The organism is Pseudoalteromonas sp. Scap03 (assembly GCF_013393115.1).
Classification (GTDB): domain Bacteria; phylum Pseudomonadota; class Gammaproteobacteria; order Enterobacterales; family Alteromonadaceae; genus Pseudoalteromonas.
The window spans coordinates 3121045-3136441 of sequence record NZ_VDEU01000001.1; the positions used below are offsets into that span (position 1 = coordinate 3121045).

The window sequence follows — 15397 nt, forward strand, 5'->3', positions numbered from 1 at the left end:
CTACTTAGTTTCAGCTCCCTTACGGCTCATAATTTTACTCGCAATCCCTTGGACTGTGCCTTTTAACAAGCTACGCTTGTTTTCAAGACGCGGTAAGGGTCGGCTTAATTCCATAGCTTTGTAACCAATACGCGCTGTAAATATACCGGCACTAACACCTTGTGCAGCTCGCCCTGAAAGCTTGCCTAATAATTCAGCACTGAGTGCCGTGGCGGCTAAATCAGATACGAGCTCTGCACTGCCTACAAACATTACTTGCTTAATAAGCATGCGGTAAAGTTTAATACGGCTGGCATAACCAAAGCCAATGCCATATATGCGGCCTATTTGCTCTATTAATTTAGTGCCACGCCACAGCACAGCCATCATATCCACCAGCGCAATTGGGCTTAGAGCAACTAATAAAGCTGACTCTGTTGCAAAACGGTTTATTAACTTTTTAGCTTGATTGTCTTGCGTTATCAGTAAGCTATTCGCGTACAGAGACATTATTTCTTTGTCACTGTGGTGCGTAGCGACCTGATTTTTAAAGTTTTCGAAATTATCTAATTGCTGATGTTTATTAAGCTTTTCAAGCCAAGGTATCGCCCCGCCTACCTGCTCACTATTGAGCAAACGGTTAGCTTCATGGCGGTGTAGCTGATTACGCTTTAAGCTGCGTAACATTCTATATTCACGCCACAATAAACGCGATATCAGGAGTACACCGGTTATTACAGCGGTTAAGTACACCCCACCTAAAATAACAGACTGCTGAAACGCCAATACAATTGAAAATGCGAACTCAAGTAATATTAAAACAATAAAGCTCAGTGCAAATAGGCCTTTAAGGGTTTGCCACTTAGACTTTTTATATACAGGCTCAATATCGATTTCAGGTTCAATTAGCTCGTCACTATCTTTGCTAGGCTGCTCACTTTGTCCCTGCTCTACGACTTTAGCCGCTAATAAATCTGGTTCATTTTGCTCAATATTTTGGGCATTAATACGACGCCCAGCTTGAAATTGGTGTGTTGACTCACTCATGTTAACTTATCTCCTAACAAGTACTGCATCACATGGTCTAAGCGAATGTGCTTAAGCTGTTGATCTGGGCTTGGCATAGGTGCAAATGATAAAAACTCAAACCCATGTGCTGGCCACTCACTTTTATTAAGCATTCTGCTCGGCGGCTGAGGAGGCAGGTAAGTTAGCCACTGTTGTTCATTCAATGGCTTGCCATAGATACAGTCGAGTGTTTGCCCTTTATCAACCACTTGGCGGGGCACAGTGGCAGCAATTGATGACATCGCCAATGTTTCTATTTTAACCCCATCAAATTTTAAGTGATTACTTTGCTCTTTAACTAACGAATCGAGTAACAATGCAAGATCTTTGTGATGCTTCGCACTGATGTGATCGGACTTATTAGCAGCAAATAATATTTTATCTATATTAGGTTTAAACAAGCGTTTAAAAAAACCGGAATCACCATAGCTAAAGTGTGACAATAACTGATTGATCACTCGACTTTGCTCAGCCAACGTTTCATAACCTTCATTTAATGCACTCAGTACATCTACCAAGACGATTTGACGGTCAAAATGGCGAAAATGCTCATTATAAAAAGGTTTAACGACTTCTTTTACGTAAGCATCAAAACGTTTAATTAAATGCGCTAAGTTAGAACCCGCTACTACATCGTCACTTATTTTTTTAGGACTAATTGGAAAAAATAGTAATAATGGTGCACCTTGCAAGTCACCCGGCATTAACATACGCCCTGGCTGTAACATGGCAAGCTTAGTGTCTTTTTTTAGCCCTACCAACATGGTTTGATAACATCGTGCAATATCAGCCAGTGCGTTTTCATCTACCGGTGCATCTAAATCAATCAGCTCTATGGATTGTAAAAATTCAGCTGAGCTTTGATCACGTGGCGTTTGGCTTAGCAATGGATATTGTTGCTCGCACCACTGTTCAAAGCTTTGCCCGAGCATAGGTAGGTCAAGCAACCACTCACCAGGATAGTCAATAATATCTAAATACAGCGTCGATTGTGGTGAGAAATGACCGCGCAGACCCGCGTTGCTTTGATATTTAATCGCCAAACGTAAAGTATTTATTCGCTCGGTAGAAGCGGGCCATGCAGGGTCGCCTTCACTTGGTAGTAAAGCACTTATTGCACGGTTGTAATCAAAAGTGGGAACATTTAATGCCTCTTGCGGCACAATTTTAGTAGCAATATGGCGATGTTCACGCATTACATCAAAAAAAGGTAAGTTGTTGTCATTCGCCTGAGAGGTTAAATGTTTAACTAGCGCGCTAATGAACGCCGTTTTACCACTGCCGCTCAGCCCTGTTACGGCAAGTTTAACGTGTTGATCTAAACTACGGTGCAGGGCTTTTTGTGCTTTGCCTTTAACGCTTTTAAAGGTCTTTTTTGCAAATGATTGGCTCATAAAGTGTTTTGCACCTTAGTTGCCGTCATTGATCACGCTGCAAACAAGGTGCTTATTAATCCTTTAAAGTTTATTAATTTCACGGCTGACCGTAAACTCGCTTGAAGTAACGTAGCGTTCCATGTTTTGAAGGCGGCTATCTACACGGGTCAATCGCTCTTTTAAGTCTTGAAGCGCACGACGCGGTGGCTCGCCTTTTTGCCATACTTTAAATTTTACTTCTAGCGGATCACCGCCATACGTTGATTGTGTTTTACTTACGGCACTGGGTTGTTTTTTATCTAAAATAAACCACGCTGCAATATACGCCACCACAAATAATGGGCCACCAGTTAGTAGCACAGCACTAACAAAAATAATGCGAACTAACCATAACTCCATATTAAAGTAGTCACTTAATCCCGCACATACACCGGCAATTTTACCGCGTTGTGGGTCTCTTAATAATTCGCGTTTGGTGTTCATACTTTTTGTCTCCACTGTGGTGACTCTTGATCAAGTAACGCTTCTAATGTCTCGATTCTATCAGTCATTTTTTCAGCTTTTTGAGCAAGTTCTAATAACTGGTGATGCTCATGCTCGCTTAACCCTTGGCTTACCTGCTTTTTGCTTCGATAGTGTAAAATTAACCACAATGGCGCAACAAAAATCATAAACATAACAAATGGTACAATTATTACGTCTGAATCAAACATAATCCTCTCCTGACAATCCGTATTCAATGTTGATGTCAGGGGCACAAGGCCCCTGTTTTATATTTATTTATTCGAGAGTTTCTTTTTAAGTTCAGCTAACTCGTCGTCAATTTTTTCATTCTTTTGTAAATCAGCAATTTCATCTGCTAACGTTTGTTTACCCAAATCGTAAGACTCTATTTGAGATTCTAGCCCATCAATTTTGGTTTCGTAACGTTCAAAACGATTAAGTGCATCATCCACTTTAGAACTATCAAGTGCTTTTTTAACCTCAAGGCGCGACTCAGCCGAGCGTTGACGTAAAATAATAGCTTTTTGACGTGCTTTAGCATCCGCTAGTTTCTCTTGTAGCGTAGTCACTTCTTGCTGTAGTTTCTCGATATGAGATTCTACATGATCAAGTTCACTTTCTACTGCGGCGACTGCATCTGCTGATTTTTGCTTTTCAAGTAAAGCCGAGCGAGCTAAATCATCACGATCTTTGCTCAGTGCTAATTCGGCTTTGTCTTGCCAATCGCTTACTTGAGCTTTTAGTGTATCTACGCGACGTACTAATTCTTTTTTCTCAGCAAGGGTTTTTGCTGACGTAGAGCGTACCTCTACAAGTGTATCTTCCATCTCTTGGATAATAAGACGAACCATTTTTTCAGGATCTTCTGCTTTATCTAAAATGGCATTGATATTAGAATTAACAATGTCTGCAAAACGTGAAAAAATTCCCATAACATATACCTCTATTATTTAATCTAAATGTGTCTGCTTTTATTAGTATCAATATGCTTGCCAACTTTTATATTTTTAAAATACCATTTATTTTCAATATGTTAAATGTAAATTACAAATTACTTTTGTTATCCTTCATAATGAAATACACTAACTGTTAGTAAAAATGACTAAGAGTTAGGAAATATGAGTCAATATCGCCAACAGGACAATTTACTTGGCCAATCAGACAGCTTTTTATCGGTGCTTGATCAGGTTTCGCAACTGGCTAACCTAGATAAACCCGTACTCATTATTGGTGAACGTGGTACCGGTAAAGAGCTAATTGCAGCACGTTTACACTTTTTATCCAAGCGCTGGGATCAAAATTACGTCAAGCTTAACTGTGCGGCTTTAAACGAAAACCTACTCGAGAGTGAATTATTTGGTCATGAAAGTGGTGCTTTCACAGGCGCAAGTAAACGCCATGAAGGCCGCTTCGAACGTGCTAATAGCGGCACCTTATTCTTAGATGAGTTAGCAAATACCTCTGCCATGGTTCAAGAAAAGCTACTAAGAGTGATTGAGTATGGTGAATTTGAGCGTGTTGGCGGCAAGCAAACCGTTAAAGTAGATACTCGCTTAGTCTGTGCAACCAATGAAGACTTGCCACATTTAGCCGAGCAAGGTGAATTTAGAAGTGATTTACTCGATAGGCTCGCGTTTGATGTGATCACCTTACCGCCACTGCGTGAACGTCAAGATGACATTATGTTACTGGCAGAACAATTTGCGATGAATATGGCACGAGACCTTGAGTGGGAGCTATTTAGTGGCTTTACCCGCAGTGCACAAGAAAGTTTGCTCAGTTATGAGTGGCCAGGTAATGTCCGTGAACTTAAAAATGTGGTGGAGCGAAGTCTGTATCGCCACGGCAATGAACATATTCCTGTACATAAAATTATTTTAGACCCATTCGAAAGTCGCTTTAGACCTAAAGCCCGCATAAAACATGCACAAGCACCTGCTATAATACAATCTGAACCGACTACTCATGCCCAACCTGCAGAAGCGCCTGTAGCATTGAGTTCAAGTACCAAAGAACCTGAGTTTCCATGCGACTTAAAAACGCTCTCTAATGAATTTGAAATTACATTGATAAAAAAAGCATTAGAACATAGCCAATTTAATCAAAAGAAGACTGCAGAAGTACTTGGTTTAACGTATCATCAACTACGTGGTTATTTGAAAAAATACAATTTGCTAGAATAGTAGAGGTTGTGCGGGTGCATAAATTATTACTTGCTTTAATATCATTGAGCTTAGTAGGTTGCATTGATAGTAAAGAAGAAATCTTAGAAGAAAAAAACCAAGGCCTCGTTTATTGCGCCGAGGCTAATCCTGTGTCGTTTAACCCACAAGTCACAACCACAGGGTCGACTATCGATATTATTGCTAACCAGTTATACGACCGGTTAATTAGTATTGACCCCGTGACCGCCGAATTTAAGAGTGAACTTGCCACTGATTGGAAAATCAGTAAAGACGGTAAATCGGTTACCTTCACTTTGCGCAAAGGAGTTAAGTTTCATACCACCTCTTATTTTACTCCTAGTCGTGAATTTAACGCTGATGATGTAATATTTACTTTTAGTCGATTATTCGACGTTTATAATCCTTATCACTTTATTGGCGATGCTAATTACCCTTATTTTCAAAGTGTGGGGATTGATCAGCTAATTCGTAAAATTGTTAGAGTCTCTGATCATCAAGTCCGATTTGAGCTATTTAATCCCGAGAGCAGCTTTTTAGCTAATATGGCGACCGATTTTGCTGTCGTGCTCTCTAAAGAATATGCCATGGCGCTCAAAGCTAATAATCAAGAAAACCTATTTGATCAATACCCGATTGGTACGGGTCCTTATATTTACAAAGAGTATCGACGCGACCATTTAGTACGCTTTTATAAAAACGCTGATTATTGGAAACATGATGTTGCCCTTGAGCAGTTGGTGTACGACATTACTCCAAATGGTACCACCCGTATCGCAAAAATATTGACCAAAGAATGTGATGTTACTGCACACCCAAGCAGTGCCCAATTAAGTATCTTAGCGCAACGTGATGATATTAATGTTGAAAGAGAAACTAACTTAAATATTGGTTACTGGGCATTTAATACCGAGCGTCCACCTTTTGATAACCTAAAAGTACGTCAAGCATTAGTTCATGCCATTGATATAGATAAAATAATGCAGGCGGTGTATTACGGTAATGGCTTGCGTGCACAGTCTATTCTTCCGCCTACGTCTTGGGCGTTTGAACTACAAAAAAACATGCCTATTTTTGACCCACAGTTGGCAAAAAGGTTATTAACTGAAGCCGGTTTTCCAAAAGGCTTTGATATGAGCATTTGGGCTATGCCGGTAAGCCGTATTTATAACCCCAACGCCCGCAAAATGGCTGAGCTAATGCAAAGTGATTTACGCAAAATTGGCGTTAACGTAAATATTGTTGAATATGAATGGAACACCTTTATTCAACGCATTGGAGAACATCGCCACGACAGTGTGTTATTAGGTTGGGCAGCTGATACGCCTGATCCCGATAACTTTTTTAGCCCATTATTAAGTTGTACTGCGACATTCAGCGGCAAAAACCCCGCAAACTGGTGTAATCCTGAATTTGATTTACTGCTAACCAAAGCGTTAGACACCACAGATTTAAATTTACGTAAACAATATTATGACGCAGCACAGAGTATGATCATCAAACAATTGCCTCTACTGCCAATTGCCCACGGCATGCGTTTTCAAGCAAGTAGTGCAGATGTTGAGGGCATTACCTTAGGGCCATTCGGTGCTATTTCGTTGGCTAACGCGAGGAAAAAATAATGATCTTAGATTATATTTTACGCCGCCTCGGACTGTTATTTTTTATGGTGTTACTACTCAGTATTTTTACCTTTTCGTTGAGTTACTTATTTCCCGGCGATCCACTCAGTAATTTAAGCGGCATACCAGATACTAACTTCACCCAAAATGCGCAGTTAGAAGAAAAGTACTTGTTTAACAGTAACTACTTTATGCAGTACATCGCCTTTGTGGGACGAATTTTACAAGGGGACTGGGGAATGTCATTCGCCTCGGGGGGCAGTGTTTTCGCCCATGTGATTGATTTAATCCCTGCAACGTTAGAGCTAAGTATTTACGCGTTAGTTATCTCGGTGGTAGTGGGTGTGCCTGTCGGTATTTTAGCATCGGCATATAATAAACAATGGCCTGATAAATTTATTAGCTCTACAGCGATGATTGGCTATTCTATGCCAATTTTTTGGCTGGCATTATTATTAATTATGGTTTTTTCGCTCCAACTTGGCTGGTTTCCCATGTCGGGGCGAGTGAGCTTGTTGTATGAGATACCTGCGAGCACAGGGTTTATTTTACTTGATATTTTACTCGCTGATTTTCCTTACAATGGTTTGGCCATGTTAGATGCACTGCATCACCTTACCTTACCCACTATTGTGCTTGCTATGTATCCAACCACGGTATTAGTGCGCTTTACTCGCGAATCGATGTTAAAAGTAATGGATCAAAATTTCATTAAAACGGCTCGTGCCAAAGGGCTTACTCGTGGACAGCTTATTATTCATCACGCCCTAAGAAATGCCTTACTACCGGTTATAAAACAAATAGGTTTGCAGTTTAGTACCTTGATCACCCTAGCGATGATCACTGAAGTTATTTTTTCGTGGCCTGGGATCGGTCGCTGGTTAATAGACAGTATTTATCAACGTGATTATCCCGCCATACAAGGTGGGTTAATGGCCGTCTCTTTATTTATTATTATTGCCACAATTATGGCCGAACTGACCTACACCCTACTCGATCCTCTGTCTCGGAACCAAGCGCATGGCAAAGTTTAACTTATTTTCAGAAGATTCAAATAAATCGCCATTAGCGAGACTCTGGCGAAAGTTTAAAAATAACCACCCTGCACTGGTTGGTTTATGGGTGTTTATTGCCTTTAGCCTGTTAGCGGCTACCGCGCCTTTTCTTGCGCCTTATGGGGTAAATCAACAGCACAGTGATGCACTATTACTGCCTCCCTCGTGGAATGAAATGGGCGATGTGCGGTTTATACTTGGCACCGATGATTTAGGCCGAGATGTGCTGTCTCGTTTAATGAATGGTGCCACATATACGTTCGGGTTATCGGTTGTGGCTGCACTGATCACCACTGTTATTGGTGTGTTGGTAGGTACCTTTGCAGGGATCAGTAAAGGCATACGTTCTAGTTTTTTGAACCACTTACTGGATGTAACGCTGTCAATTCCCTCATTGTTACTGGCCATCATTATTATTGCCATACTCGGCCCTGGATTAATGAATACCGTATGGGCAATTATTTTAGCCTTATTACCCCAGTTTATTCATTCAATTAGAAACCTGATAGTTGACGAACTTGGCAAAGATTATGTTACAGCCTACCGCTTAGATGGCGCCTCTAAATGGCATATTTTATCACGCGGGATTTTTCCTAATGTGTATGAGTATATTGTGGTTATTTTTACGATGGCGCTTTCTACTGCTATTTTAGATATTGCGGCGTTAGGGTTTTTAAAACTGGGTGCACAGCCGCCGACTACTGAATGGGGCGCAATTTTAGCAGAGAACTTAGGACTTATATATTTAGCACCCTGGACGGTAGCATTGCCGGGCGTGCTGTTATTTTTAGCGGTTCTTTCAACAAACTTAGTGGGCGATGGACTTCGCAAAGTTTTACAAGCGCGTAAGGCCGATTAGATGCAGTTACTAGATATTCGAAATTTAACCATTGAACTTCAAACTTCCGAAACCGCCATTCGTGCTGTTGATCGCGTAAGCTTTAGTTTAAAAGAAGGTGAAGTACATGCTTTAGTGGGCGAATCAGGCTCTGGCAAAAGCTTAATTGCAAAAGCCATTGTCGGCGTGCTTAATGAACGCTGGGTGATAACCGCAGACAGAATGCATTGGCGTGGTGTTGATTTAATGCGCTTAACACCAGAGCAACGCCGTAAAACGGTTAGCCAAGACATTGCGATGATTTACCAAGACCCCAGTCGATGTCTAGATCCTACTGCTAAAATATTTAACCAAATTGCTGAAACACTGCCTGAAGTGGCTGCTAAAGGGTTTTTCTTAAAACGCAACCGTGAGCGTAAAGACCGTGTTAAAGCCTTAATACATAAAGTAGGTATTAAAAATCATGAAGCGGTGCTTGATAGTTACCCGCATGAGCTCTCTGAGGGCGTATGCCAAAAGGTCATGATAGCCATGGCGATTGCCCGCACACCTAAGTTATTAATTGCAGATGAGCCTACAACCGCACTAGAAAGCACCACCCGTGCACAGGTGTTTAGGTTATTAAAAAGTTTAAATCAGCTAAAGAACATGTCTATTTTGATGATCTCTCATGAACTAGAAGAAATTGTTAATTGGTCGCATGGTATTCATGTGCTGTACTGCGGTCAAATGGTTGAAGCAGGTCCAACACACCGTATTTTTAGCCAACCTCGTCATCCGTATACGCAGGCTTTACTAAAAAGCCTGCCCGATTATGAGCATGGTTTAGCCCATAAAGAACCCTTTTATGCACTTAAAGGCACCATACCAACATTACAGCATTTACCGATTGGTTGTCGACTCGGTCCACGTTGCCCACAAGCACAAAAAGAATGTGTGGTTGCGCCTAAACTTTCAAAGCATCATGGTCATAGCTACGCCTGTCACTTTCCGCTGATCAAGGAAATAAAATAATGCAGCCACTGTTAAAAGTTCAAGCCTTATCAAAAACCTTTAACATGCGAGCGGGTCTGTTTAGCCGTAAAAAGTTTGATGTTTTAAAAAATATCTCATTTTGTATTGGTAAAGGTGAAACAATTGCCATTATTGGTGAAACAGGCTCAGGAAAAAGTACCCTGGCTAAATTATTAGTGGGTGCATACAGTGCCGATAGCGGGCAGATATTATTGGAGAATAACACTATAGAAAACAATGGTAATCGTGATGCCCAGTGTCGTTATATCCGAATGATTTTTCAAGACTCCGCCACCTCATTGAACCCAGCAGTGACCATTGCTGAAATGCTCGATGATTGCCTAAAATTCAATACTGATTTTGATAAAACTCAACGTAGTGAAAAAATTGGCAGTACGCTGCTTAAAGTGGGTCTACTGGTCGATCATCAGCAATACTATCCGCATATGTTTAGTGTGGGGCAATTACAGCGTGTAGCGCTCGCTCGCGCGCTTATATTAGATCCTAAGGTTGTTGTACTCGATGAGGCACTTTCATCGCTTGACCCTTCTGTAAGAGCGCAAATAGTAAACCTATTACTTAAACTACAGCTTGAAACTGGATTAACCTATATTTTGATCACCCATCATTTAAGTTTAGTGCGCCATATTAGCGACCAGTTAGTGGTACTCAATAAAGGTGAAATAGTTGAATACGGCGCTACAGAAACTATTTTTCAAAACCCGCAGTCAAAGGTTACCCAGCGCTTATTGAGTTGTTAATGTCTAAACAAACAAAAAAGGCGCCAATTGGCGCCTTTTTTAATTTAGCTATTACTTATTCAGCTGCTTGAGCTGCTTTTGGTACATTAAGCTCTGCTTGTTGCTTAAGCGATTCAATGAATACCGTATAGTTTTTCTGCGCTTGCGCCATAGTAATGTTTTGCTTCATTTGTGGCTCAATGTTGTCACTCACTGGTGCATCATTTACCGCTTTAAGCGCAACAATCGCTGCATCGCCATTATTTAAGCTAACCATATCATATACAGCCGCATCACTAGGATGTGCCATTTTGAATACTTGGGTAACAATAGCAGGTGAAACAGCAAAGCTTTCACGAGTTAGTTGCGACTCTTGACGAACGTTTAGTGATTGCTCAGCAGCCACATCGTTTAAGCTCTTGCCTTCTTTTACTTGTGCAAATAACGTGCGTGCTTTTTCTTTTGCAAGGTCTGATGCCTTTTCATTCATTAAGCGTGTTTTAATTTGCTCACTTACCTCGCTTAATGCTTTCGTTGCCGCAGGTTGGTGCTCATTTACACGCACCACAATCACGTGCTCATTACCAAGCTCAATTACTTCTGAATTGACTTTATCTTCTAGTAGTTCAACTGATGATAAGGCAGTCACAACCGCTGGGTTATTAAGCGGCTCAGGAAGCGCGCTAAGCGCTAGTAAAGAAGTAGATTGTACTTCTACACCCGCCACTTCAGCAGCATCGTCTAAGCGATCAGAAATCTCAAAGGCTAATGCCCCCATTTCTGTTTGCTTCTCGTAAAACGCATCTACTTTTTCAGCTTGCTCAAGTTCAGCACGTAGGTCAGCTTTAACCTCATCGAACGGTTTAACTTGTTGAGTTTGTAGATCAGTCAGTTTGATGATGTGATAACCAAACTCAGAAGCAACAACGTCAGAGTAATCACCTTTGTTTTGCAATGCGAACGCTGCATCTTCAAATGCTGGTTCCATAACATCACGTTCAATCCACTCTAAATCGCCACCCATTTCTGCACTAACAATGTCATCTGACGATGTCTCTGCTAGCTCAGCAAAATCAGCACCAGCGTTAAGCTGGGCAAGTAACGACTCAGCTTTCGCTTTAGCCGCATCATCATCTTCGCTATTGTCGATTAGAATATGCGACACACGACGCTTTTCTGGTTCAACATATTGCGCTTTACTCTGCTCATAATATGCTTTTACATCGTCTTCGCTTACCGATGCAACATCAATATCATCTGCATTTAGTTCGATGTAATTAACTGAAATTAATTCAGGTGATAAAAATTGACCTGCGTTTAATTCATAGTAATCCGCAACTTCTTGCTCTGTAACTTCAACATCAGCTTGCATTGCTTGTTTATCAATTACTAAATAATCAATGCTTCGTGTTTGCTGTTGCAACGCAATGGCTGATTTAAGCTCATTTGGCAGCGCAAAGTCTGTACCCGCAACGGCAGATACTAACTGGCTACGCGTCATATCATCACGCAGGTATTCACGAAATGCGTCAGGTTGAAAATTCATTTGACGAATAACTTGTAAATAACGGTCGTTATTAAACTTGTCGCCAATTTTAAAATAAGGTAGCTCTAAAATTGTTTTACGAACGCTTTCATCACTTACGCGCAAACCAAGCTCGGCGGCTAACTGACTTTGTAATTCTTGTTGTACTAAACGGTCAATCACACCTTGACGGATTTGAGCCATGTAAGTTGGATCAGCTGCTATTTGGGTAAAGTACTCACCAAATTGTTGTTCTAAGCGGCTACGTTCATTTTGAAACGCACGGCTAAATTCTGTTTGGCTAATTTTAATTCCATTTACTTCAGCAACGGGTTGTTCTGTGGTTTGACCTAAGTAACTACCGATCCCAGCTAAGGCAAAAGATAAAATCACCGCGCCTAAAATGACTTTGGCTACCGGCCCTTGCGAACCTTCTCTGATTTTCTCAAGCATTTGTTTATCTCTTTTCTGAGCAAGGTATTTTCTACCTTGTCATATGTAAAAAAAGCGTATCTTACCAGATACGCTTTTTCACTTGAAGTAACTGGCGGTGAAGTAACTTAATTTATCGATTGCAATAATTAAGCGTCTCTTTACTCGCCATAACTAAATTGTTTACACAATGATTAGTTTACTGCGTCTTTAAGCGCTTTACCGGCTTTGAAAGCTGGGATGTTAGCTGCAGCAATTTGAATCGTTTCACCAGTTTGTGGGTTACGACCTGCACGAGCAGCACGCTCACGTACAGAGAAAGTACCAAAACCAACAAGTGCAACTGAGTCGCCATCTTTTAGCGCGCCAGATACAGATTCGATGAATGAATCTAGTGCACGACCTGCAGCCGCTTTAGAAATGTCAGCATCAGCTGCGATTTGATCGATTAATTGAGATTTATTCACAATATCATCCTCTTTCATTGTTGTTATCAAGAGCGATTGTTTTTTAAACTAACATCACTGTTTTGAAATTTTTGAGCAATTTTTTTAAGCTCATATGATTATATTTTTCTTAAGCCTAGGCCCTGCAAGGGCTAGGCTTGAAAACCAGTGCTTAACTTATCATACCGTTTAGATTTGAAAAGCCCCTAAAAGCACTTTTTTTGGCTTTTTTACTGCTTTTTTGGTGTTTCGACTGAAAAACTATCAACTGGATGCACTAAAGCAAGCTTTAATACTTCGTCAATCCACGTAACTGGGTGAATCTCAAGACCCGCCAATACGTTATCAGGTATCTCTTTTAAGTCACGTTCGTTAATTTTAGGGATCACCACCGTTTTAATACCACCTCGGTGAGCCGCTAATAATTTCTCTTTTAAACCACCAATTGGCAGTACTTCACCACGTAGGGTAATCTCACCCGTCATGGCCACATCAGAGCGCACTGGATTACCCGTTAGGCTTGAAACCAAACAAGTAACCATTGCGATACCCGCACTTGGACCATCTTTAGGAGTTGCGCCCTCAGGTACATGCACGTGAATATCACGTTTTTCATAAAAGTCGCTATTAATACGTAGCTCATCAGCACGATTACGCACAACAGTCATTGCCGCTTGAATCGACTCTTGCATTACATCGCCTAACGAGCCGGTGTAAGTCAATTTGCCTTTACCTGGTACTGCAGCACATTCAATCGTTAGTAAGTCTCCGCCTACTTCTGTCCATGCTAGGCCAGTTACTTGGCCAATACGGTCGCCATCTTCTGCTTTACCGTAATCAAAACGTTGCACACCTAAGTACTCTTCAAGGTTATCTGCATCGATAGTGACCGTTTTGGTGTCTTTTTCCATTAAGATATTTTTAACCGCTTTACGGCATAATTTAGATACTTCACGCTCTAAGTTACGAACGCCCGCTTCACGCGTGTAATATCGAATAATACCGATAATGGCACTGTCAGCAATTTCAACTTCTTTCTCTTTCAAGCCATTACGCTTAACTTGCTTTGGAATTAAATGTTCTTTAGCTATATTTAATTTTTCGTCTTCGGTATAACCGGCTAAACGAATAACTTCCATACGGTCCAATAATGGCCCAGGAATATTAAAGCTATTAGAGGTAGCAACAAACATTACATCAGATAAGTCGTAATCGACTTCTAGGTAATGATCAGCAAAATGACTGTTTTGCTCAGGGTCGAGTACTTCAAGTAATGCTGATGCAGGGTCGCCACGCATATCTGCTGACATTTTATCAATTTCATCTAACAAGAATAACGGGTTTTTAACGCCCACTTTAGTCATGTTTTGAATCAATTTACCTGGCATAGAGCCAATATAAGTACGACGGTGACCACGTATCTCAGCTTCATCACGTACGCCACCCAGTGCCATACGAATGTACTTACGGCCAGTTGAACGCGCAATAGATTGCCCAAGAGAGGTTTTACCTACCCCTGGCGGCCCAACTAAACACAAAATAGGCCCTTTAAGCTTATTAGTACGCTGCTGTACCGCGAGATATTCAATAATACGCTCTTTAACTTTATCAAGTCCGTAGTGATCGCTATCTAGTATTTTTTGCGCGCCTGCTAAATCTTTTTTAACTTTAGAGCGTTTTTTCCACGGTACGTTAATTAGCGTATCTATGTATGAGCGAACAACACTCGCTTCTGCCGACATCGGCGACATCATTTTAAGTTTGTTAAACTCTGCCGTGGCTTTTTCTTTCGCTTCGTTAGGCATACCTGATTCTTCGATGCGTTTTTTTAGCGCTTCGAATTCATCTGGTACATCGTCAATTTCGCCAAGCTCTTTTTGAATCGCTTTCATTTGCTCATTGAGGTAGTACTCACGCTGCGATTTTTCCATCTGCTTTTTAACGCGGGTACGAATTTTTTTCTCAACTTGCAGTAAGTCTATTTCACCTTCCATCAACGCCATTAAGTACTCTAAGCGCTCCGTAACGCTTGATATTTCAAGTACTTTTTGTTTTTCAGGCACTTTTAATGGCATATGCGCAGCCATGGTATCAGCAAGACGCGCTGGCTCATCAATACCAGAGACCGAAGTCATCACTTCAGGTGGGATTTTTTTATTTAATTTTACGTAGCCTTCAAACTGGCTTAATGCACTGCGAATAAAAATATCTTGCTCTTGTTCATTCACTGAATCAGATTCAATAAACTGAGCATTGGCAACAAAGAAGTCTTCGTTATCAACAAACTCTTCGATATTTGCACGCTGCGTGCCTTCAACTAATACTTTTACTGTACCATCGGGTAGCTTTAATAATTGAAGTACAGTCGCAATTGTCCCTACACGATAAATATCGTCTTTCTCAGGCTCGTCTACAGTTGCATCTTTTTGTGCAACTAAGAAAATTTGTTTGTCTTTATCCATTGCCGCTTCAAGGCATTTTATTGATTTTTCACGGCCTACAAAAAGCGGGATCACCATGTGTGGATACACCACTACATCGCGCAGTGCTAGCACAGGGATTTCGACTCGATCGTTTCTCTCAAGCGTCATTGTATTTTCTCTTTGCACTTCATT

The 15397-nt window shown here is 41.0% G+C and carries 14 protein-coding genes; 6 read left to right on the top strand and 8 right to left on the bottom strand.

Annotated features, from left to right (window positions below):
- The 5 genes from FHG08_RS14350 to pspA form a co-directional block, all read right to left on the bottom strand.
- A complete protein-coding gene (locus FHG08_RS14350; RefSeq protein WP_036953773.1) occupies positions 1–1026 on the bottom strand; it encodes a TIGR01620 family protein in 1026 nt (341 codons plus the stop codon).
- Positions 1023–2441 carry a YcjX family protein gene (locus FHG08_RS14355; RefSeq protein WP_178956357.1) on the bottom strand — a complete coding sequence of 473 codons (1419 nt, stop codon included), beginning with the start codon at positions 2439–2441 and terminating at the stop codon, positions 1023–1025. The genes FHG08_RS14350 and FHG08_RS14355 overlap by 4 nt, the downstream gene beginning before the upstream one ends.
- 63 nt (positions 2442–2504) lie before the next feature.
- Complete coding sequence (gene pspC / locus FHG08_RS14360; protein ID WP_054202405.1) at positions 2505–2906, bottom strand: envelope stress response membrane protein PspC; 402 nt, start codon at positions 2904–2906, stop codon at positions 2505–2507.
- Complete coding sequence (gene pspB, locus FHG08_RS14365) at positions 2903–3136, bottom strand: envelope stress response membrane protein PspB (RefSeq protein WP_178956358.1); 234 nt, start codon at positions 3134–3136, stop codon at positions 2903–2905. Before pspB ends, pspC begins: the two co-directional genes overlap by 4 nt.
- A 63-nt stretch (positions 3137–3199) precedes the next feature.
- Positions 3200–3859, bottom strand: coding sequence for a phage shock protein PspA (pspA, locus tag FHG08_RS14370; RefSeq protein ID WP_010388087.1), 660 nt, complete (start codon positions 3857–3859; stop codon positions 3200–3202).
- A gap of 186 nt (positions 3860–4045) precedes the next feature.
- On the opposite strand from pspA, the gene pspF reads away from it, so the two are divergent.
- From pspF to FHG08_RS14400, 6 genes are read left to right on the top strand one after another with little or no spacing between them, the layout of a single operon-like run.
- Positions 4046–5110: a phage shock protein operon transcriptional activator gene (pspF, locus tag FHG08_RS14375; protein WP_178956359.1), complete on the top strand. Its 1065-nt coding sequence runs from the start codon at positions 4046–4048 to the stop codon at positions 5108–5110.
- 14 nt (positions 5111–5124) lie between these two features.
- Positions 5125–6732 carry an ABC transporter substrate-binding protein gene (locus FHG08_RS14380; RefSeq protein WP_178956360.1) on the top strand — a complete coding sequence of 536 codons (1608 nt, stop codon included), beginning with the start codon at positions 5125–5127 and terminating at the stop codon, positions 6730–6732.
- Positions 6732–7766, top strand: coding sequence for an ABC transporter permease subunit (locus FHG08_RS14385; protein ID WP_138605056.1), 1035 nt, complete (start codon positions 6732–6734; stop codon positions 7764–7766). The genes FHG08_RS14380 and FHG08_RS14385 overlap by 1 nt, the downstream gene beginning before the upstream one ends.
- Positions 7753–8646, top strand: coding sequence for an ABC transporter permease subunit (locus FHG08_RS14390; RefSeq protein ID WP_010388079.1), 894 nt, complete (start codon positions 7753–7755; stop codon positions 8644–8646). Before FHG08_RS14385 ends, FHG08_RS14390 begins: the two co-directional genes overlap by 14 nt.
- Positions 8647–9639, top strand: a complete 993-nt coding sequence (locus tag FHG08_RS14395) for an oligopeptide/dipeptide ABC transporter ATP-binding protein (protein ID WP_010388077.1) — start codon at positions 8647–8649, stop codon at positions 9637–9639.
- A complete protein-coding gene (locus tag FHG08_RS14400; protein WP_054202403.1) occupies positions 9639–10400 on the top strand; it encodes an ATP-binding cassette domain-containing protein in 762 nt (253 codons plus the stop codon). Before FHG08_RS14395 ends, FHG08_RS14400 begins: the two co-directional genes overlap by 1 nt.
- A gap of 55 nt (positions 10401–10455) precedes the next feature.
- On the opposite strand, the gene FHG08_RS14405 is transcribed toward FHG08_RS14400, so the two are convergent.
- From FHG08_RS14405 to lon, 3 genes are all read right to left on the bottom strand, one after another.
- Positions 10456–12357, bottom strand: a complete 1902-nt coding sequence (locus FHG08_RS14405; protein WP_178956361.1) for a SurA N-terminal domain-containing protein — start codon at positions 12355–12357, stop codon at positions 10456–10458.
- 173 nt (positions 12358–12530) lie between these two features.
- Positions 12531–12830, bottom strand: a complete 300-nt coding sequence (locus tag FHG08_RS14410; protein ID WP_256872136.1) for an HU family DNA-binding protein — start codon at positions 12828–12830, stop codon at positions 12531–12533.
- Between the two features lie 182 nt (positions 12831–13012).
- Positions 13013–15373 (bottom strand): endopeptidase La, encoded by a 2361-nt coding sequence (lon, locus tag FHG08_RS14415; protein ID WP_008467545.1) that lies wholly within the window; start codon positions 15371–15373, stop codon positions 13013–13015.
- Positions 15374–15397 lie beyond the last annotated feature (24 nt).

Coding starts and splice junctions, on each gene's coding strand:
- pspB (WP_178956358.1), bottom strand. CDS start 3,136: ATGTTTGATTCAGACGTAATAATTGTACCATTTGTTATGTTTATGATT.
- pspA (WP_010388087.1), bottom strand. CDS start 3,859: ATGGGAATTTTTTCACGTTTTGCAGACATTGTTAATTCTAATATCAAT.
- FHG08_RS14390 (WP_010388079.1), top strand. CDS start 7,753: ATGGCAAAGTTTAACTTATTTTCAGAAGATTCAAATAAATCGCCATTA.
- FHG08_RS14355 (WP_178956357.1), bottom strand. CDS start 2,441: ATGAGCCAATCATTTGCAAAAAAGACCTTTAAAAGCGTTAAAGGCAAA.
- FHG08_RS14350 (WP_036953773.1), bottom strand. CDS start 1,026: ATGAGTGAGTCAACACACCAATTTCAAGCTGGGCGTCGTATTAATGCC.
- FHG08_RS14385 (WP_138605056.1), top strand. CDS start 6,732: ATGATCTTAGATTATATTTTACGCCGCCTCGGACTGTTATTTTTTATG.
- FHG08_RS14395 (WP_010388077.1), top strand. CDS start 8,647: ATGCAGTTACTAGATATTCGAAATTTAACCATTGAACTTCAAACTTCC.
- pspF (WP_178956359.1), top strand. CDS start 4,046: ATGAGTCAATATCGCCAACAGGACAATTTACTTGGCCAATCAGACAGC.
- FHG08_RS14405 (WP_178956361.1), bottom strand. CDS start 12,357: ATGCTTGAGAAAATCAGAGAAGGTTCGCAAGGGCCGGTAGCCAAAGTC.
- pspC (WP_054202405.1), bottom strand. CDS start 2,906: ATGAACACCAAACGCGAATTATTAAGAGACCCACAACGCGGTAAAATT.
- lon (WP_008467545.1), bottom strand. CDS start 15,373: ATGACGCTTGAGAGAAACGATCGAGTCGAAATCCCTGTGCTAGCACTG.
- FHG08_RS14400 (WP_054202403.1), top strand. CDS start 9,639: ATGCAGCCACTGTTAAAAGTTCAAGCCTTATCAAAAACCTTTAACATG.